The organism is Pedobacter endophyticus, assembly GCF_015679185.1.
GTDB lineage: Bacteria > Bacteroidota > Bacteroidia > Sphingobacteriales > Sphingobacteriaceae > Pedobacter > Pedobacter endophyticus.
In genome coordinates, this window is the sequence record NZ_CP064939.1 from 238,268 (window position 1) to 258,225 (window position 19,958).

Consider the following 19,958-nt stretch of genomic DNA (forward strand, 5'->3'; position numbering starts at 1 on the left):
CTGTGGTTAATAAAAAATAGATGCTTTTAGAAGAAACAAGCCCACAAACCGATTTCGAACTGGTTTCAGGACTGGAAATACACGTTCAGTTAAACACAAACACCAAAATATTTTCGGCTGATAGTGCATCTTTTGGAGCGCTGCCGAACCAAAATATATCTACCGTTTCTTTGGCCTTGCCCGGTGCCTTGCCTAAATTAAATAAAGAGGTAGTATCAAAAGCGGTTCGCATTGGGCTGGCATTAAACTGTACAATCAATCAAATTAATCACTTTGATAGAAAAAATTACTTCTATGCCGATTTGCCCAAAGGCTATCAGATTACGCAAGATAATCAACCGATTTGTGTAAACGGTTTTTTGGAAGTTGATCTGGCTGATGGTTCCACAAAGAAAATCGGTATCAACAGAATTCACTTAGAAGAAGACGCGGGTAAAAGCATTCACGATCAGGATGATAACTATTCGTTGGTTGATCTCAATCGTGCCGGTGTGCCATTAATTGAAATTGTAACCGAGCCCGATATTCGCAGTGCTGAAGAAGCATCGGCCTTATTGAGTGAAATCAGGAAACTGGTTCGCCATTTAAATGTGAGCGATGGCAATATGGAAGAGGGCAGTTTACGCTGCGATGCAAACATTTCTATTCGCCCCAATGGGTCGGACGAATTTGGAACGCGTTGCGAGGTAAAAAACCTAAATTCTATGCGTAATGTGCGCAGGGCGATGGATTTTGAGTTTGGCCGTCAGGTTGAAGTCGTTTCCGCTGGCGGGGAAATTATCCAAAGTACGTTGAATTTTGATGCCGAAAAAGGAACAACATCGCCAATGAGGACCAAAGAAGAAGCCAATGATTACCGCTATTTCTCTGACCCCGATTTGCAGCCTATTTTCATATCCGACGATTGGCTCGCCGAAATAAAATCGGCCATGCCCGCTTTACCGAACGAAATTTCAAAACAAATGGTTTCCGAATTTGGCATTGGCAAAACTGATGCCGCTATGTTTGCCGAAAATTTTGATTTGTTAAACTATTTCAATCGGGCTTTACCACTCGTTAACACTAAAAAAACGCTGATAAACTGGCTTATTGGCCCGGTTAGGGCATTGTTAAACGAGAAAGGAATAAGCATAGCCGAGTATAGTGTAGCGCCTGAGCAGCTAGCGGCCACCATTAACCTGGTTGATGAAAAAAAACTTACCCAGCAAATCGCTATCCAGCAGTTATTGCCCGCAATTGAGGTGCAACAAAATGCCGATGTTGCTGCACTCGCCCAATCGTTAAACCTGCTTATTTCTGAAAACAGCGACGAAATAACCGGCTTTATTGAGTCGGTATTGGCCAAATATCCCCAACAGGTTGAAGCATACAAGAAAGGCAAAAAAGGCGTTTTAGGGTTGTTTGTCGGCGATGTAATGAAGTTGGCCAAGGGCAAGGCCGATGCAAAGAAAATAAATGAATTGATACTTGAAAAATTAAAATAATGAGATTAAAAAATTTAAGCCTTATCGTGTTGATCGCGATTGCTTTTACAGCCTGTAAACCAAAAGATAGTTTTACCATTGACGGAACTTTTCAAAATGCAGGAGCAGAGAAAAAAGTTTTTCTATATGGTATGCAAAGCAGCCAAATGGTTCCAATTGATTCAACCAACTTATCCGAGAAGGGAGAATTTAAGTTCGTACGTAAAACACCGTCTGTCGATTTTTTTAGGGTTTCCATTGGCAACCACGAATATATGTTGATCGCGAAAAATGGCGATGAAATTAAACTGGAGGCCGATTTAGCCGATAAAACAATGGCTTATAAAATATCGGGTGCCAACGAGGTAGAAAAATTGGCGGAGCTGAACGACATCAGGAATAACTTTGCCAAGCAGGTAGAAAAACTTCAGGCAGATTTTGAGGCCAAAGTAGCTACACAGCCCCAAAACAGAGCTGCAGTTTTAGAGGAAATGAAACCGCAATATGAGAAATATATTAACGAGTTAAATTCATCGATTATCAAGTTTGCACAAGATAATAAGGGAACTTTGGCCAGCTTTTATGCAATGAATACCTTAAGTCCGCAAGAATATGAGGCCGAGCTGGTAAAGTATGCTGAGGAAGTTAAGAATGAAATTAAGGGCAATGCAACCGTCGATTCGTTTGTTAAGCAAATGGCCGTGCTAAAAACCGTGCAGGTAGGAGAGATAGCGCCCGGCTTTACAGTAAACACGGCAGAAGGTAAGCCAGTGAGCCTGTCTGATTACAAGGGCAAATATGTTTTGGTTGATTTTTGGGCCTCTTGGTGCCAGCCTTGTCGTCAGGAAAATCCAAATGTTGTTAAAGTGTATAACAAGTACAAAAATAAGAACTTCGATATTTTAGGCATTTCATTAGATACAGATAAAGATGCCTGGCTAAATGCAGTGAAAGCTGATGGCTTAACTTGGACCCACGCTTCGGAACTGAAAGATTTTAACGGAGAAACAGTTAAAAAATATCAGGTTCAGGCGATACCAGCATCATTTCTAATCGACCCGAACGGTAAAATAGCTGCAAAAAACCTGCGTGGAGACGAGCTAGACAACTTTCTGGCCAAAACGTTACGTTAAAAGAAACTCAATGTTAAAGTTATTTATGTCGTTAACAATTTCTTAACTTAGTGTTAACTGAAAATTACATCGGAGACAGTATTTTCGTAACAAATATTTAACTATGAATAACGCAGGTCAGAAAATATTAATTGTTGACGATGAACCAGATATTCTGGAACTGATTGAATACAACCTTAAAAAAGAAGGCTATCAGGTTTTTACGGCAACCAACGGGCAGGAAGGCATAACTGTTGCTAAAAAGGTTCATCCAGACTTGATCATCCTTGATATTATGATGCCGAAGATGGACGGTATTGAGGCTTGCCGATTAATGAGGGCCATTCCCGAGTTTAAAAATACGTTCATGGTTTTTCTAACCGCCCGGAGCGAAGAATATTCGGAAATTGCAGGCTTTAATGTTGGCGCCGACGATTATATCGCCAAGCCAATAAAGCCACGGGCACTGGTTAGCCGTATCAACGCGATTTTAAGAAGAAACGCCGGAACGGAAGAAGTTTCTGAAAATAAACTGGAGATAGGCGATTTAGTGATCGACCGTGAGGCATATCTGGTTTTTCAGGGCGGAAACAAGGTAATTCTTGCGAAAAAGGAGTTTGAATTGCTGTATCTTTTGGCATCCAAGCCTGGCAAGGTTTACACCCGTGAGTCCATTCTCAAAAATATTTGGGAAGATTCGGTTGTAGTAACCAATCGTACAATCGATGTTCATATCCGTAAACTCCGCGAAAAGCTTGGCGAAACTTATGTATCAACCGTAAAAGGTGTTGGCTATAAGTTTGAGCTTTCGTAAAGTAGCTTATAAAATATGGAGCCGCAGATTACCTGATTGATCAGTAAGTCTGCGGTTTTTTTGTTTTTGTCATTCTGAGGGGAATTATTGGAATAAAATCATATGAACGACGTTTATATTCTTACCGTCTTTCCCGGGCAGGCGGAAATCCTAATGCTAAGCTAAAGCCTTTCTTTCGCTCTAGGATTTCCAATTAAATTGGGAATGACGGCCATTCGTAGTTGGCGTTCCATCCATTTGGCTAACTTATATTTAAGTAGTTGTAATCTAGTAAGTTATCAAATAATATCAATGGTAGGCAAGAAGAATTTTTTACCTATTTTGTAGTGCTCCTGAATCATTCACTTTCCATTTTAAGCAGTGGTTTGTTAGCGTTTGACATCGGCTAGAGATTCTTCGCTGCGCTCAGAATGACAATGTACACGCCCACCACATTCCGCCAATTTATCTCCGCTTAGTTTCCAAACCATAAAAATAAATCCCTATTTTTGTACTTCATTAATCAATACCACAGTTGAAGTACCCAAATTTTAAAGACCTTATTCTTTTCGAAAACAATGATTTCATTGTAATTAATAAACCGCCTTTTTTAGCCTCGCTTGATGAAAGAGGTGGGAATGGAGAAACGAACGTTTTGCGCCTGGCTAAACAATACAGCCACGATGCTCAGGTTTGCCACCGTTTAGATAAGGAAACTTCGGGCGCTTTAATTATTGCGAAAAATCCCGAAGGTTATCGCCATGCTTCAATGCAGTTCGAACGTAGAAAGGTTAATAAAACCTACCACGCCGTTGTTGACGGACACGTAATCTTCGATAAATTATTGGTTGATTTGCCTATTTTAAACGATGGAAACAAAAATGTAACCATCGATCGGGCTGAGGGCAAAAGGGCTGAAACAGTTTTCGATTCCCTTAAATATTATAAGCATTATACTTTGGTTGAATGCAAGCCTATTACGGGCAGAATGCACCAAATTCGCATTCACCTTGCTACACAGCGTGCGGCGATTGTTGGCGATGAAATGTACAGAGGGAAGCCTGTTTTTCTATCCTCAATTAAACGGGGTTATAAGTTAACCAAGGGCGAAGAAGAACAGCCGATTATGAAACGCTTTGCACTGCATGCCAAACACCTCGTGTTTAAGGGACTGGATGATCAAGAAATTGTAATTGATGCGCCTTATCCGAAAGACTTTGCAACACTCATCAAGCTTTTAGATAAATTCGACGCTTAAACCTAACATCAGAAGAAAAATATAAATAACATGTATATCAGATTTGTAAATTACCTTGATACGATTAATCAATATCGAAAATCAAAAATATCAAACCGTAATTTCCTGATTATACTGGCTGTTATTGTTGGCGTATTAGCAGGTTTGGCCGCATCGGCACTGAAAAGCCTTACGCATCATATCGAAGAATTTTTACAATCAGATTGGCATTGGAAATATAAGTACTACCTGTATTTTGTCTTCCCGATGATTGGTATTTTTTTAACGGTTTTATATATTAAGTATTTTATCCGCAAGAGCAAGTTCGAAACCGGCTTATCGCCTTTACTTTATGCTATTTCAAAAAAATCGAGTAAGGTAGAAGCGCATAACATTTATTCTCAAATTATAACGGCTGCAATTACAGTGGGTTTTGGCGGTTCAACGGGGTTAGAGGCTCCAATTGTAACCAGCGGCTCTTCAATAGGCTCTAATTTAGGCCGGTTTTTAGGGTTGTCATACAAAGAGATAACCATGCTGGTTGCCTGCGGTGCAGCCGCAGGTATTGCAGGTGCATTTAACAGTCCCATTGCAGGGATTGTATTTGCTATCGAAATTTTATTGCCGGAGTTTACCATACCTGCATTTATACCACTTCTGTTGTCGGCCGCAACCGCCGCAGTAGTAGCGCGTTTATTTTATACACAACAATTATTTTTTCTGGTTACCGAAGGCTGGGAAGTTAATGCCTTGTTTTACTATGTGGTTTTGGCATTGCTAATTGGTTTGTTTTCTCTTTATTTTACCAAAGCTAACTATGCCGTAAAAGGATTTTTTTATAAAATTAAGCATCCTTATACCAAGGTTATTATTGGTGGGTTAATGCTGGGCGCTATGGTTTTTTTATGCCCAACACTCTATGGCGAGGGATATATCACCATTAAAAGCCTGTTAAAAGGCGATTACTTAGCCATTATTAACAACAGTATATTTTCAGATTATAATGATATTCCAGCCTTAGTAGTGCTGTTTACGGTGGTAACCATTTTCTTGAAATCGATTGCTACCTTAGTTACCCTCGGCGCTGGCGGTAATGGAGGAACGTTTGCCCCAAGTTTAATTATGGGAGGATTGATCGGTTTTATTTTCGCCTATCTAATCAATCTTTCTGGCTTCGCAGAGGTAAACATTTCAAATTTTATTGTTGCTGGCATGGCCGCTGCGTTAGGTTCTATTATGCATGCGCCATTGACGGGGATTTTCCTGATTGCTGAAATTACCGGTGGATATGTTTTAATGGTACCATTGATGATTACCACAGCTATTTCGTATGCAGTAAACAGAAGTTCGCAAAAACATTCGATTTATACCAAGGCCCTTGCAGATAAAGGCGAGCTATTATCGCATGAGGATAAGGATACGACGGTGTTAAATCAGATGAAATTGAAATACGTTACCGAAAAAAATTATCCAAAATTGATTATGGATGATTTAATCGCGACTAAAATGAATGAAATTATCCAGTCTCATAAAAATATTTGTGCCGTTACGGATGAATTAGACGATTTTAAAGGCGTTGTTTATGTGGAGGATATTTTTAGCGAATTGATAAGCAACGAAGATAAAGATAAAATCACGGTGTCGCATTTCGTTCAATCAGCACCTGTTGTCGTTAACGAAACCGACGATTTGAAAATCGTTCTGAAAAAAATGGAACAAGAAAATGCATGGATCTTACCTGTTGTTAACAACCAAAATCAATTTTTGGGCTTTGTTTCTAAAACCTTAATTTTTAACAAATACAGGGCCTTGTTAATGCGACAAGGAGATTACCTATAAGAGCCTCACCCTATTAACAGGTCTGCTTTTTGTTCTTTGCTGCTATCCATCTCCGGAAGAGAGGGAACGGAAATTCAGTGGTTTGAACCATTGGGTTAAACTTACCGAAACACAAAAAGGCCATGGTACAAAGCAAATCGATTATCTAATTGCAATACAATATTTTGTGCCAAAAACTTTTCGCTCTTAATGTCTGTGGTTTTTAGTACTGTTACGTACTTCTCTTTTCAAAAGAAAGCAAACAGAAATTAGGTGTTAACTATTTGGTTTAACCCACCAAACCACAAAAACCCTCTCTTTTGGAGAGGGCTGTTGCTAATTTTGCCTTAGTTCTGCCTTTCAGGGGGAGAGGCTTCTAACCGTTATCAGCCCTTTTTAGGCCAAATTTTTCAATTTTGCTATACAAATGGCTTCGTTGAATATCAATTTCGTCGGCGGTTTTCGATACGTTCCAGTTATTTTTTTCGAGTTTAAACTTAATAAATTCTTTCTCAGCGTGGTCTTTATAATCCTGAAAATTATTAAAACTGTCGAATGAAGAAGAAAGGCCGGCGCCACCCGAATTTGTAATCTGTGTGCTTGTTGCTGCCCCAATATTGGTGCCACCACCTGGGTTGGCGAAGGCATGCACATCGTTTTCGGTAATCACTTTATCACTGAGAATAATCAACCGCTCGATCATGTTATGCAGTTCGCGAACATTACCCGTCCACGGCAGCGACTGCAAGGCAGCCATGGCCCCATCGTGAATCTTTTTTACCGGCATGCCGTAATCGTTACAAATGCTTTCTAAAAAGTTCTGGGCAATTACCGGAATATCATCAACGCGTTCGGTTAAGTGCGGAACATGAATATTGATTACATTTAACCGGTGGTACAAGTCCATACGGAAATTACCAGCTTCAATCTCCTTCAATAAATCTTTGTTGGTGGCCGCTAAAACACGAACATTTACATCAATTTCTTTTTCGCCACCCACGCGAGATATTTTATGCTCCTGCAAGGCCCGCAGTACTTTCGCTTGTGCAGAGAGGCTCATATCGCCAATCTCATCTAAAAATAGGGTGCCGCCGTTAGCCAGTTCAAATTTACCAATGCGCTGTTTTACGGCTGAGGTAAACGAGCCCTTTTCGTGGCCGAACAATTCACTTTCAATCAATTCTGATGGTATTGCAGCGCAATTGACCTCGATAAGTGGGCTATCCGCACGGTTCGATTTTTCGTGCAACCAACGGGCAACCAGTTCCTTACCGCTACCATTTGCTCCGGTTATTAAAACGCGGGCCTCGGTAGGGGCAACACGTTCGATGGTTTCTTTTATTTTTGAGATGCTTTCCGATTCGCCTAAAATTTCGCGGGTTTTACTCGCCTTGCGTTTTAAAACTTTGGTTTCCGTTACTAAATTGCCGCGATCTAAACCATTGCGAACGGTAATTAAAAGACGATTTAAATCTGGTGGTTTCGAAATGAAATCGAACGCACCTTTTTTACTCGCTTCAACGGCAGTTTCAACAGTTCCGTGGCCGGAAATCATGATAAATGGCAAATCAGGTTTGATATTTTGCGCTTGCTCAAGCACTTCCATACCATCCATCTTATTCATCTTGATATCACAAAGAACAAGGTCAAAATTGCCCTTTTTTATCATTTCGAGGCCATCAATTCCGTTGTCGATATCTTCAACATCGTAGTTTTCGTACTCCAAAATTTCGCGTAAAGTACTCCTTATTGCTCGCTCGTCGTCGATTATTAATAATTTAGCCATTCGGGATTTATTTGTGTTATTATCGATGCGAATATATTACTTTAAAATTAATGTATAGTTTTTTATACAATAAATTAGCGTATAAACCCAAAAGCCCTCAAAAGGTTTGCAATCTATTGATAGTTTAACTCAAATTTGGTTAGATCTGGTTTGTGTTTCCTGGTGCGCTGCAATTCGGCTTCGTAGATCGATTTTCCAAGGTTTTTCATAAAAGGAAAACATACCGTTTCATATTCATACTTGTTATCGTTATAAATGCCATCTTCATTACTTTGCACCACCGCCGTCAGAAAGTACTCAATTCCTTTATCCAGATCAACAAAGTAAGAATTGTCGATAATGAAACCGTAACTATCTCCATATTTGTTAAAAATGCGAATATTCGGATCTGGCTGAACGTGCTCACGGCCGTAGTATAGCATCTTCGCGTAGGTTGGCCAAAATTCAGTTCCATCGTATTTCGGAAACTTACTTTCGGTGGGGTACATGCTCATGTAGGTATAAATCAGCTTATAATCATTGGCGGTAAGGTTAAACCGATCTTTAGCGGCAAAGGCTTCGGGGAAGATCAGTTTCTGCATCAGCTTTTGCTGATCATTAATGGCGAAGGCATTTTTCCCGGCCAGATTAAAAGGTTTATTAACCAACTTATCAGCGCTGTCTAAATAACCCTTTCCCATCACCAGATTAGTTAGTGGCAATTCGTAATCTTTCGGATCGTATTGTGGCGCTTGCTCATAAACAAGATTATTGTTGTTATAAAACCGAATCGGATTGGTATGTTTTGATGATTCGCCTGCATCGCCAATGGCCAACCGATTTAAGATTCTGCTGTTATTTAAGCCATTCCTTTTTAGCTTTTCGTTAATCTCGGCACGGCCGATAAATTCGAACAACCGGTTAAAGGCATCGTTATCGCTGGTGAGCAAAATTTTTTTGATGTAATGCTCGATAGATGGCAACCCGTTTTCGGCGCTGGCATCCTTTAAAACTTTCGTTTGTCCGCTAAATGCACTGTCGGTAATCATCGTACTCTTTGCCGTTAATCCGGTGTTTTTTAACCTGTTTACCTTTTCAAGTGCAAAAATAACGGCCGCTAATTTTACCGTACTGGCGGGGTAAAAATAATGCTGTGGATTTAAATTGTAGCTAAAGGTTTTAAAATGCGGTAGGTTCTTCGCGTCTCTGTTTATTTGCGTGTACAATATCTGCACTTGGTTTTTGTCGGGATGATTCAGTATCGAACCGAATAATTCTGGTTTCGATTCCATTAATTTTTTCAGAAATACCGTGTCGGTTTTTTGGGCATTTGCAGTTAAACTCATTACAATAAGGGCCGGGATGGTAAACAACTTCATAGTTCAGGATTGATTTTTAAAGGTAATATTTTTCAGTAGATTTTAAAGCCCCACCCAACCCTCCCCGGAAGGGAGGGCTTAACTGCTCGTAAAATAGCGCACGCGTTAACCTTTCGCCTTTTCTCAAAGGGATGCCGCTGGCACAGCTTTAGTCTTTCAACTTTAAGCTTTCACCTTTCCGCTTTCACCTTTACCCTTGCTCTTTCCGCTTATTTTACTACTTTTGCAGCGCTTTTGGTTTCCGGCCTTACAACCGGAATTAAAAGGGAATGCAGTGTAAATCTGCAACTGTCCCGCAGCTGTAAGCTCTATAACGGTTTTTCACTCTTTTAGCCACTTTTTCCGTTCCGGAATTGGGAAGGCAGAAACACCGGGAGTAAGTCAGAAGACCTGCCTTAGCGTAATTTCATAGCTTTCGGGGATTGAAGCTAGGATTGAGGTACTTAACGTTTTTCGTATTTTCATTTCCTTTCCTAATCTGTTGGCTGTGGGCAAAACTCACAATCAAATGAACAAAAAAAGAATTTTAATTGCTGCTGGCCTGGGGCTTGCACAATTAACAATTAGCCAATCGGCTAATGCGCAAAGTCAAGACAGCTTACAGCTAAAAGATGTGGTCATTTCGGCTACCAAAAACGATCAGAAACAATCGCAAACAGGCAAGGTCGTTACCATTATTAGTCGCGAAACCTTAGATCGGAGCAATGGCAAATCGCTGCCCGAATTAATCAGCGAACAAGCCGCAATAATTGTTGCCGGATCGAGCAGCAACCCAGGGTTAAACAAATCTGTTTTTGTACGGGGCGCCGGAAGCGCTTATGCCGTGGTGCTAATTGATGGTATTGTTCAAAACGATCCATCAGGAAATGGCGGTGCGTTCGATTTACGTTTAATTTCAATCGATCAGATCGATCACATCGAAATTTTAAGAGGTGGTCAGTCTACCATTTACGGATCTGACGCCGTTGCCGGGGTAATCAACATCATCACAAAAAAAGGTGGCCCCAAGGGAAACACAATTTACGGTGTTGCAAGCGCTGGTAGCTACGAAACCTATAAAGGTACCATCGGCTTAAACGGCGGCGTTGAAGGTTTTTCGTACAACATCAACTATACGCACGCAAAAACCGATGGAATATCGGAAGCGGCAAACCCTGCTGGCAATAACACCGCATTTGATAAAGACGGATTTAAAACCGATGCTTTGAATGCAAATTTTGGTGTAAAGTTAGATGAGCATTTCTCTATCAATCCATTTGTACGTTATTATTATGGCAACTATAAGTTCGATGGCGGCGCTTTTGCCGATGCAGACAACTATTCAATCTTAAAAAACTTTGCCGCCGGAACCAATGCCAAATACGAATTTGCTACCGGAAAGGTGACGTTAAACTACAGTTATGAGGCCACAAGGAATGATAGCTACAGCCAATATCCGGGTACGAATGAAGGGCGACTATCGATGTTGGATGTTTTTTACAACCAAAAACTAGGAAACAACCTCGATTTATTGGTAGGTATCGATAACCGGGTGATGAAATTATCATCGGCATCAAACAAACCAGAAACGAACATTTTTGCAGCTTATGGTTCGGTGTTTTTGCATGATTTGAGTATCTTCAATTTAGAGGTTGGTGGACGTTACAACAAGCACGAGCAATATGGCGAAAATTACACTTACGCCATTACGCCGAGTATTAATATTATAAAGGAAATTAAGCTGTTCGGAACAGTTTCAACAGCGTTCAAAATCCCAACATTGAATATGCTTTTTGGTCAGTTTGGAGCTAATTTGGCTTTGAAACCTGAAAAATCGCAGAACTACGAGGCTGGTGTTAACTTTAGCTTTGCAAATGATCAATTTACGCTGCGCCTTGCGGGTTATAAACGCGACTTAACTGACGCGATTATTTACGCTTATCCGGATGGATACATCAATCAGGTAAGCCAAAAAACGAAGGGATTTGAAGTTGAGCCGGCTGCAAAATTTGGCATGTTCAGCATTAATGGCTACTACGCGTATGTGGAGGGAAATGAATTTAACTTTGTTGATAATGCCATTGCCAATTACCTGTTTCGCAGGCCAAAGCACACCTTTGGCTTAACAGCTGGCGTTCAGGCTACCGAAAATTTGTTTGTTAGCGCCAATTACCGCTACTTTGGTAAACGTACCGACGGCAATTTTGATGCCTATACCGTTGATACCTTGCCCGCTTACAAATTGTTAAATGCCTACGCCGAATACGCGCTGGCTAAGAAACGTGTAAAGCTCTTCTTCGATGCAAAAAACATCCTGAATGAAAAATACACCGAAATTATTGGCTATAACAGTTTAGGTTTCAATTTTAATACCGGAGTGATTTTTAATATCCATTAAGAAAAATTAACTTTGTATAAATAACCCGATTAAGCAATGTCTGATTTAAAATTTAATCCACGTACAGTACTGTTACTATTGATGATTCTTGTAATTACAGGTTTCCGCTTATTGGTAACGTTTAACTCTGATGCACTTCAATTTGCAAATTTTTCGTCCATAGGAGCCGTTGCCTTGTTTGGTGGAGCATATTTTAAAGATAATGTAAAGGCATTTGCTTTTCCTTTATTGAGCTTGCTAATCAGCGATATTGTACTTTACACCACTATTTACAGCCAGTATGTTGATATGTTATTGATGCAGGAGCTATACACTTATCTGGCCATTGCCTTGATGGTGCTTGCCGGAAAAGCATTGTTAAAGAAAGTTACCGTAGCCAATTTACTATTATCTACACTGGTGATCGTTTTTATCCACTGGATTGTGAGTGATTTTGGATCGTGGTATCACAACCCGTTGTTTACCCAGGATTTGTCTGGTTACTTATTGTGCCTTGCAAAAGCAATTCCGTTTGAGATCAGGTTTTTAGAGGGTACGTTAATTTATGGCGCTATTTTGTTTGGCGCTTTTGAAATATTGAAAGCGAAATATCCGGTGTTGAAACTGCAGGCTCAGCGGGTTTAGTTTGTATTGTTATCCTGGGTCTGATTTCTTGCAAAAAATCAATAAGAGTCACGTTTATACATGTCGTCTTTCCCGCGTAGGCGGGAATCTTAAGCCTTAGAATTAAGATTCTCAGTCAAACTGCGGATGACAGCACTAGTTTGTCATACTGAGGAACAGTCTGGCCCGATTTCTCGGGAAACGGACGGCAGGCGCAACCTACATCTCACCGCCCTTGCCCCTTCACTTGCCTCCTTTAGGCAGTGGGGATTTGGCGTTCTGCGTTTAATCGCTTGGGGATTCTTCGCTATGCTCAGAATGACAGCTATGAAAAAATCCCATAAAATCCTCTTTTGAGTCAATTCAAAAGAGGATTTTTTTATCTTCATAAAATAAATTTCAAATCAACCATTACATCATGAAAGTCGTATCTTTTTTACCTGCTGCTACCAAAATGATTTACGATATGGGCCTGCAAGAATATTTGTACGGCGTAACGTTCGAATGCCCAAAAGAAGCGGCCGACCAACCCAAAATTGTGCGCTGCATTCTCGAAGGTAAAAACTATTCGAGCATAGAGATCGACAAAATTTTTTCTGCATCGAAGGCTCAGGGCAAAAGTTTGTACTGGGTTGATGATGCACTTCTGGAAAGTATAGCGCCCGATATCGTTTTTACACAAGATGTTTGCGAGGTGTGTAACATTGATACCGTTTGCACCGAAACGGCAGTAATGAAACTGAGCAAACGGCCAACGCTTGTGCCGTTATCGCCTGACAATTTACAAGATGTGTTCGAATGCGCCATTACCATTGCCCGTGCAATGGATAAGGAAGAGGTTGCCTTAAATTATTTGGCCGGGTTACAGCAAAAAACAGATCATATTCTAGATAAACTTAGGGCAAACAAAGCGCCGTTAAAGCGGGTAATGTTAATGGAGTGGATTGAGCCGATTTATAATTGCGGCCACTGGATTCCGTTTCAGATTGCGGCAGCAGGAGGGGTAGATATGCTTTCGAACCCTGCAGGCGATTCAATTGTTACCCAATGGGACAAGATTTTGAAGTACAATCCCGAGGTCTTAGTTATTGCACCGTGTGGATTCGACGTGAACAGGAGCGTAGCCGAAATGAGTTTGCTAACCTCAAAAAAAGGCTGGCACGATTTGGAAGCGGTTAAAACAGATCAGGTTTATATAGCCGATTTCGATCTGTTTACACAACCAAGTATTGGTACTTTGGTACAAGGAATTGAAGCGCTGGCTTGTATGTTTCATCCCGAGATTTTTGAGGCGGATGAAATGATAGCTCGAAAGTTTGCCAATTACTCGCAATTGGTTACTTCTTTAACTTCCATTTAAACCTTATTTATGAAATTAGTTGTATTAACAGGCGCAGGCATCAGTGCAGAAAGCGGTTTAAAAACTTTTAGAGATGCTGATGGGCTTTGGGAAGGCTACAACGTTTACGATGTGGCAACGCCCGAGGCATGGGAGCGAAACCCCGAACTGGTACAACAGTTTTATAACGAACGAAGGCAACAGGTAATGGATGCGAAGCCAAACCGTGCCCATGAAATTCTGGCTGAGCTGGAAAGTGATTTCGACGTTGAAATAATTACGCAGAATATCGATGATTTGCACGAAAGGGCGGGATCGACCAAGGTTACTCATCTTCACGGCATAATTACCCGATCGCAATCGGATGCGAAACCAAACTTGACATATCCGATTAAAGGAAGTGAAATTAAGATGGGGGAGCTGTGCGAACTCGGTTCTCAGCTTCGGCCGCATGTTGTTTGGTTCGGCGAGGCCGTGCCAATGATAGAAGTGGCAGCCACGATATGCCAACAGGCAGATCTGTTTGTGCTTATTGGCACCTCGTTAGCGGTTTACCCGGCCGCGGGGTTAATAGATTTTGTACCATCTGCAGTGAAAAAATATATCGTTGATCCCCGAACGCCCGACGTAAATCGCTATAAAAACGTAATTACCATTGAGGATGGCGCCGTAAATGGCATGGCTAAACTGAAGGCAATTTTATTAAATGAAAAGTAAGAAGATTTGCATCTTTAATTGGAGCGGTGGTAAAGATAGTACCCTGGCCTTGCATTACGTGTTGCAAGACCCAACGATCGAAATACGCTATCTGGTTACCACCGTTACCGAACAATATAACCGTGTTTCTATGCATGGCGTTCGCGAGGCTTTGTTAATTGCACAGGCAGAAAGTATCGGCATTCCTTTATACCAAATCCGCCTGGGCGAAATGCCCACGATGGAAGCTTATGATGAAGTGATGTTGTACCATCTTGAAAAATTCAAAGAAGAGGGCATCACCCATTCGATATTTGGCGATATCTTTTTAGAGGATTTAAGACTTTACCGCGAGCGTAAACTCGCCGAAGTGGGTTTGCACGCCATTTTTCCACTTTGGAAACAGAACACTAACGCTTTAATCGCCGATTTTTTAGCGTTTGGCTACAAAACCATTATTGTTTGCACGCAGCAAAATCTGGCTTATATATGCGGAGAAGTAATTGCGCCAAAACTAATTGCCGGTTTACCAGCTGGTGTGGACCCCTGTGGCGAGAATGGCGAATATCATACTTTTGCCTTTGCGGGACCAATATTTAGAAAAGAGATCGCATTTACACTCGGCGAGAAGGTGTACAGAACTTACAACACGCCGAACTCGTCTGGTAACGATTTTAATTCAACTGACTCAAACACAGACGTTTCAGGGTTCTGGTATATCGATTTGATAAATTAATTTAACTATTTAAAACATTTTGGCACTGTTTTTTCTTTAGTACTGTAATTAACAATTCACAGATCTTGAATTAAGAATCACCAAAGCGAGGTTAGGTAGCTAAAGCAGGTTCGATATTCAAACAATTATCCGATGAAAATGAGCGCTTTCGCTTTTCGTTTGGTGATTGATAAACTTAAAGATATGAAAAAGATATTTGTAGTAATCGCATTGAGCTCTATTATGTTCGCCTGTAACAACAGAGCAAAAGAAGAGGCCGCATTGAAACAACAAGAGGCCGAAAAGCAATTGGCTATTAAAGCCGTTAAAGACAGTTTAAGGTTAGATAGCTTTAAAAAGGCTGAAACCGCAAAGGCTGAGGCTGAGAAAGAAGCCCAACACCAGGCCGAATTGGCAGCGGCAAGAAGATCGTCTTCATCACGTTCTTCTTCTTCGCGATCATCTACCAGCTCTGGCACTAGCTCGAGCTCGTACGGAGGTACACAACCAACTGCGAAAAAACAAGGTTGGAGCGATGCAGCTAAAGGTGCAGTAATTGGCGGCGCAGCAGGTGCCGTTGGTGGTGCATTAATTGATAAGAAAAAAGGCCGTGGTGCCGTAATCGGTGGTTTGGTAGGTGCTGGTGGTGGTTACCTTATCGGTAGAGGAGAAGACAGAAAATCTGGACGTGTTCAGCCAAAAAATTAATTATTATGCTTTAAAGCAAAAGGGCTGTGTCGAAAACGACACAGCCTTTTTTTGTTTATTTGCCCGCCTATCATCCTGAAAAGTGCTACGCCGTTTATTACTCTTGCCGTCTTTCCCGCGCAGGCGGGAATATTAATGCGAGGTGCCTAATTTTGCATTAGGATCCCTCCCGAAGTTTCGGGAAGGATGACGACCGTTCATAGTTGGCTTTTTAGTCCTCCGCCTAACCCGCAAATTAAATAGCTGTATGGAACACTGGCTTCGAAACAGCACAGCCAATAACGGCAGTGGTTGCTTTTGGATTAGTGCTAATCGGTTAGGGATTCTTCGCGATGCTCAGAATGACAGAACTTTTAGCACCGCTGTCATCCTGAAAAGTGCTACGCCGTCTATTACTCTTGCTGTCTTTCCCGCGCAGGCGGGAATCTTAATGCGAGGTGCCTAATTTGCATTAGGATCCCTCCCGAAGTTTCGGGAAGGATGACGACCGTTCATAGTTGGCGTTTTACTCCGCCGCGTAACCCGCAAATTAAATAGCTGTATGGCACACTTGCTTCAAAATAGCACAGGCAATAAGGGCAGTGGTTGTTTTTGGTTTAGTGCTAATCGGTTAGGGATTCTTCGCGATGCTCAGAATGACAGAACTTTTAGCTACGCTGTCATCCTGAAAAGTGCTACGCCGTTTATTACTCTTGCCGTCTTTCCCGCGCAGGCGCGAATCTTAATGCGAGGTGCCTAATTTTGCATTAGGATCCCCAGTCAAGCTGAGGATGACGACCGTTCATAGTTGGCGTTTTACTCCGCCGAGTAACCCGCAAATTAAATAGCTGTATGGAACACTGGCTTCAAAACAGCACAGCCAATAAGGGCAGTGGTTGTTTCGCTTTTTGTGCTAATCGGTTAGGGATTCTTCGCTGTGCTCAGAATGACAGAACTTTCAGCAACGCTGTCATCCTGAAAAGTGCTACGCCGTCTATTACTCTTGCCGCCTTTCCCGCGCAGGCGGGAATCTTAATGCGAGGTGCCTAATTTTGCATTAGGATCCCCAGTCAAGCTGAGGATGACGACCGTTCATAGTTGGCGTTTTACTCCGCCGCGTAACCCGCAAATTAAATAGCTGTATGGAACACTGGCTTCAAAACAGCACAGCCAATAAGGGCAGTGGTTGTTTTTGGATTAGTGCTAATCGGTTAGGGATTCTTCGCTGTGCTCAGAATGACAGAACGCTGTCATCCTGAGGTACGAAGGATCTCCAAGCGATGGAACACTGGCTTCAAAACAGCACAGCCAATAAGGGCAGTGGTTGCTTTTGGTTTAGTGCTAATCGGTTAGGGATTCTTCGCGATGCTCAGAACGACAAACGGCCTAAAGATTTAACAGTTGGTTTGCATAGTCTTCAATAATTGTTAGCGATGGAATTGCGACTACAAACTTACATCCCCAGCGTTTTACCGCCGAAAACTCCTGTATAATCTCCGATTTCAAGTTCCACGGGAAGATGACCAAATAATCGGGCTTTTCTTTTTCGAGTGCTGATGATTCTAGCACGGGTATGTGGCTCGCGGGCAACCATTTGTTCTGCTTATGCGGGTTGGCATCAACTACAAAATCGATTTCGCTGGTGTTTACGCCGCAATAATTTAGAAACGTATTGCCTTTTGCTGCTGCGCCGTAGCCTGCAATTTTCTTTCCAGCCAGCTTTTGTTCGTTCACAAATTGCATAAATTCATCTCTAACCTTGAGCGTGCGCTGCTGAAAATCTTCGTAATATTCAATCGTGCGCATGCCTTTGTCTTCTTCTTTTTTCAAAAGATGATATACGCTGGGTAAAACCGCTAAGTGTTTGTTATCAATATGTTTTGCAAATATTCGCAATGAACCGCCGTGTGTAGGAATTTCTTCCACATCAAACATTTCGAGGCCACATTCCTTAAAAATAGACCATACGGTTGAAAACGATAGGTACGAGAAATGTTCGTGATAAATGGTGTCGAACTGGTTGTTTTCTACCAATTGCATCAAATGCGGAAACTCCATGGTAACCACACCGGTATGTTTAAGCAAAATCTTCAAGCCCGAAACAAAGTCTACAATATCGGGTACGTGTGCCAAAACATTATTACCAATTAGTAAATCGGCCTGTTTTTTTTCTTGTTTTAACCGTTCTGCAAGCTTCGTTCCAAAAAACTCGTTCACTGTTTCTATGCCCTTGCTTTCTGCAACGCTGGCGGTGTTCTTGGTTGGCTCAATGCCCAGCACGGGTACGTTTAATTCCTTAAAATACTGTAAAAGATAGCCATCGTTAGAGGCAATTTCTACCACATACGAATCAGGATTGTAAGCAAATCGCTCATTCATGCTGTGTACATACGCTTTGGCATGAGCAAGCCAGCTTTTGGAGTACGAGGAAAAGTAAACGTACTGATCGTCGAAAATTGAATCGTGACTCTTAAATTCATCAATCTGTACCAGAAAGCATTCTTCGCAAGTATATACCTTTAGCGGGTAGTACGCCTCCTGATCGTTTAACTGATCTTCGGTTAAGAATGAATTTGATGGGGGAGAAGTGTTTAAATCGACAAAAACACTTTTCAGTTCTGATTTGCAAAATCTACATTCCATATTGATATTAGTTAACTAGTAAACTCTCGGTAATGTTGAAATATTCAGCTTGTTCTTTGCGCAGGCGGTCTATCAGTCTTCCTTCCGGAAGAATCACATCATCGTAAGTTAATGCCTGGTCTTTAGGAATATCTCTCTTCAGAATACAGTTTTCTGCAACACCAATTGGCAATAGGTTCTCGGCCGCCGTAGTGTCTGCATTTTCGCACACGCCATAAGTCATGTATTCACCTATTCCATCAATTGTAGCGCCTGCTTTCAGGTCTGTTTTTGCAATCGCAATTACTTCTACGTAAGGCTTATCTAACGGGGTAAGTGCGGCGTCTTTAAATAACACTGCCCTGGCAACAGTTTGTGGCACCTCGAAGTGGCAAAGATGGTATGGCGTATAAAACAGATACAAAGGTCCTTCGCCCAGTTTATACAGATTGAGGTAGTGCTGCTGAATCGGATCGTCGTGCGTACCTAAAACGAATACGCCCGGAGCGGGTTCTGCACCTACAATGTAATCGACAATGCCCGGGCCTTGTGTCAGCTCTTCAATAGGATAAAGATCGAGCACATCTTTTAAATGTGTACCTGATGGAACTGTAGGTCCAAACATTCCGCGTTTTGCCACCCGCATTCCGGTTCCGTTTGCTACAATAGCCTGTTCAAAAGAGATTTTGCTTCCATCGGCAAACGAAGATACCATTATCGGATTCTGTCCCCATTTTTCGGCAAATGCCTGCTGTGTTGTTGGGTTACGGTACGGATCGTGTAAGCCTTTAATGTTACCAATTAGCACCGGCTTAACGCCAAGCGTTTTTACAAAGCGGTAAAGGTTCATCATTACCCCAGGCTGATCGCCGTCGGCATTGGTTACAATTACCCCTGCCTTGTCTGCATAAACCTTTAAAATAGGGCCAACCGTTCCATCAAGCTCGGCATCCATCAAAATAACATGCTTTTTATTTTCGATGGCGCTCATGGTTACCGTTGCTGCGTATTCTACAGCTCCCGTTACCTCAATGATGGCATCGATACCGGCGGCCTGGCAAAGCAGCAACGGATCGTTTGTGATGCTGTAACCACCGTTAAGTATATTTTTATCTAAATCGTTTGTTGTAGAAACTTCTAAAACTTCTTCAACACCCGCCTGGTTATAGGCAAACCGTGCCTTATCTAAATTCCTGTTTGCAATGGCTACAAGTTCCATTCCGGGAACGTATTTGCAAATTTGCAGGGCTATTCCCTTGCCCATAAAACCAGCGCCAACTAAACCAACTTTAATCGGTTTGTTTTCGGCCTGAAGCCTGGCAAGCGCATTATCAACGATAATCATAATTTTC

At 41.7% G+C, this 19,958-nt stretch carries 15 protein-coding genes and 1 riboswitch; of the genes, 11 read left to right on the forward strand and 4 right to left on the reverse strand.

The genetic code is table 11. The features are described 5' to 3' along the window. Nucleotides 1-20 precede the first annotated feature (20 nt). From gatB to IZT61_RS01090, 5 genes are all read left to right on the forward strand, one after another. Nucleotides 21-1,484 carry an Asp-tRNA(Asn)/Glu-tRNA(Gln) amidotransferase subunit GatB gene (gene gatB / locus IZT61_RS01070; RefSeq protein ID WP_196099367.1) on the forward strand — a complete coding sequence of 488 codons (1,464 nt, stop codon included), beginning with the start codon at nt 21-23 and terminating at the stop codon, nt 1,482-1,484. Continuing rightward, nucleotides 1,484-2,596: a TlpA disulfide reductase family protein gene (locus tag IZT61_RS01075; RefSeq protein ID WP_196099368.1), complete on the forward strand. Its 1,113-nt coding sequence runs from the start codon at nt 1,484-1,486 to the stop codon at nt 2,594-2,596. Before gatB ends, IZT61_RS01075 begins: the two co-directional genes overlap by 1 nt. A 103-nt stretch (nt 2,597-2,699) precedes the next feature. Then, nucleotides 2,700-3,389: a response regulator transcription factor gene (locus IZT61_RS01080; RefSeq protein ID WP_090987272.1), complete on the forward strand. Its 690-nt coding sequence runs from the start codon at nt 2,700-2,702 to the stop codon at nt 3,387-3,389. A gap of 514 nt (nt 3,390-3,903) precedes the next feature. Then, the gene (locus IZT61_RS01085) at nt 3,904-4,626 is read left to right on the forward strand and encodes an RluA family pseudouridine synthase (RefSeq protein WP_196099369.1); all 723 of its coding nucleotides are present in this window, start codon (nt 3,904-3,906) and stop codon (nt 4,624-4,626) included. A gap of 30 nt (nt 4,627-4,656) precedes the next feature. Then, complete coding sequence (locus IZT61_RS01090) at nt 4,657-6,444, forward strand: chloride channel protein (protein WP_196099370.1); 1,788 nt, start codon at nt 4,657-4,659, stop codon at nt 6,442-6,444. A 355-nt stretch (nt 6,445-6,799) separates the two neighbouring features. Here the strand turns inward: IZT61_RS01090 and IZT61_RS01095 are convergent, their stop codons facing one another. Then, the gene (locus tag IZT61_RS01095; RefSeq protein ID WP_196099371.1) at nt 6,800-8,209 is read right to left on the reverse strand and encodes a sigma-54-dependent transcriptional regulator; all 1,410 of its coding nucleotides are present in this window, start codon (nt 8,207-8,209) and stop codon (nt 6,800-6,802) included. Nucleotides 8,210-8,322: 113 nt separating this feature from the next. Beyond that, nucleotides 8,323-9,567, reverse strand: a complete 1,245-nt coding sequence (locus tag IZT61_RS01100; RefSeq protein WP_196099372.1) for a serine hydrolase — start codon at nt 9,565-9,567, stop codon at nt 8,323-8,325. A 218-nt stretch (nt 9,568-9,785) separates the two neighbouring features. Continuing rightward, nucleotides 9,786-9,978: riboswitch (cobalamin riboswitch) on the forward strand. Between the two features lie 97 nt (nt 9,979-10,075). Here IZT61_RS01100 and IZT61_RS01105 point away from each other — a divergent pair. The 6 genes from IZT61_RS01105 (at nt 10,076) to IZT61_RS01130 (ending at nt 16,005) form a co-directional block, all read left to right on the forward strand. Next, on the forward strand, nt 10,076-11,944 hold the full coding sequence (locus tag IZT61_RS01105) for a TonB-dependent receptor plug domain-containing protein (RefSeq protein WP_196099373.1): 1,869 nt from the start codon (nt 10,076-10,078) through the stop codon (nt 11,942-11,944). Nucleotides 11,945-11,980: 36 nt separating this feature from the next. Beyond that, nucleotides 11,981-12,568 carry a DUF6580 family putative transport protein gene (locus tag IZT61_RS01110; protein ID WP_196099374.1) on the forward strand — a complete coding sequence of 196 codons (588 nt, stop codon included), beginning with the start codon at nt 11,981-11,983 and terminating at the stop codon, nt 12,566-12,568. Between the two features lie 397 nt (nt 12,569-12,965). Beyond that, nucleotides 12,966-13,907, forward strand: coding sequence for an ABC transporter substrate-binding protein (locus IZT61_RS01115; RefSeq protein ID WP_196099375.1), 942 nt, complete (start codon nt 12,966-12,968; stop codon nt 13,905-13,907). Nucleotides 13,908-13,916: 9 nt separating this feature from the next. Next, nucleotides 13,917-14,603: an SIR2 family NAD-dependent protein deacylase gene (locus tag IZT61_RS01120; protein ID WP_196099376.1), complete on the forward strand. Its 687-nt coding sequence runs from the start codon at nt 13,917-13,919 to the stop codon at nt 14,601-14,603. Then, nucleotides 14,593-15,318 carry an adenine nucleotide alpha hydrolase gene (locus tag IZT61_RS01125; protein ID WP_196099377.1) on the forward strand — a complete coding sequence of 242 codons (726 nt, stop codon included), beginning with the start codon at nt 14,593-14,595 and terminating at the stop codon, nt 15,316-15,318. Before IZT61_RS01120 ends, IZT61_RS01125 begins: the two co-directional genes overlap by 11 nt. 183 nt (nt 15,319-15,501) lie before the next feature. Beyond that, nucleotides 15,502-16,005, forward strand: coding sequence for a YMGG-like glycine zipper-containing protein (locus tag IZT61_RS01130; RefSeq protein ID WP_196099378.1), 504 nt, complete (start codon nt 15,502-15,504; stop codon nt 16,003-16,005). A gap of 1,365 nt (nt 16,006-17,370) precedes the next feature. Here IZT61_RS01130 and IZT61_RS01135 read toward each other — a convergent pair. Both IZT61_RS01135 and IZT61_RS01140 read right to left on the reverse strand, forming a co-directional pair. Continuing rightward, nucleotides 17,371-18,627 carry a class I SAM-dependent methyltransferase gene (locus tag IZT61_RS01135; protein WP_196099379.1) on the reverse strand — a complete coding sequence of 419 codons (1,257 nt, stop codon included), beginning with the start codon at nt 18,625-18,627 and terminating at the stop codon, nt 17,371-17,373. 7 nt (nt 18,628-18,634) lie between these two features. Next, nucleotides 18,635-19,951: an NAD(P)H-dependent oxidoreductase gene (locus IZT61_RS01140; RefSeq protein WP_196099380.1), complete on the reverse strand. Its 1,317-nt coding sequence runs from the start codon at nt 19,949-19,951 to the stop codon at nt 18,635-18,637. Between the last annotated feature and the right edge of the window lie 7 nt (nt 19,952-19,958).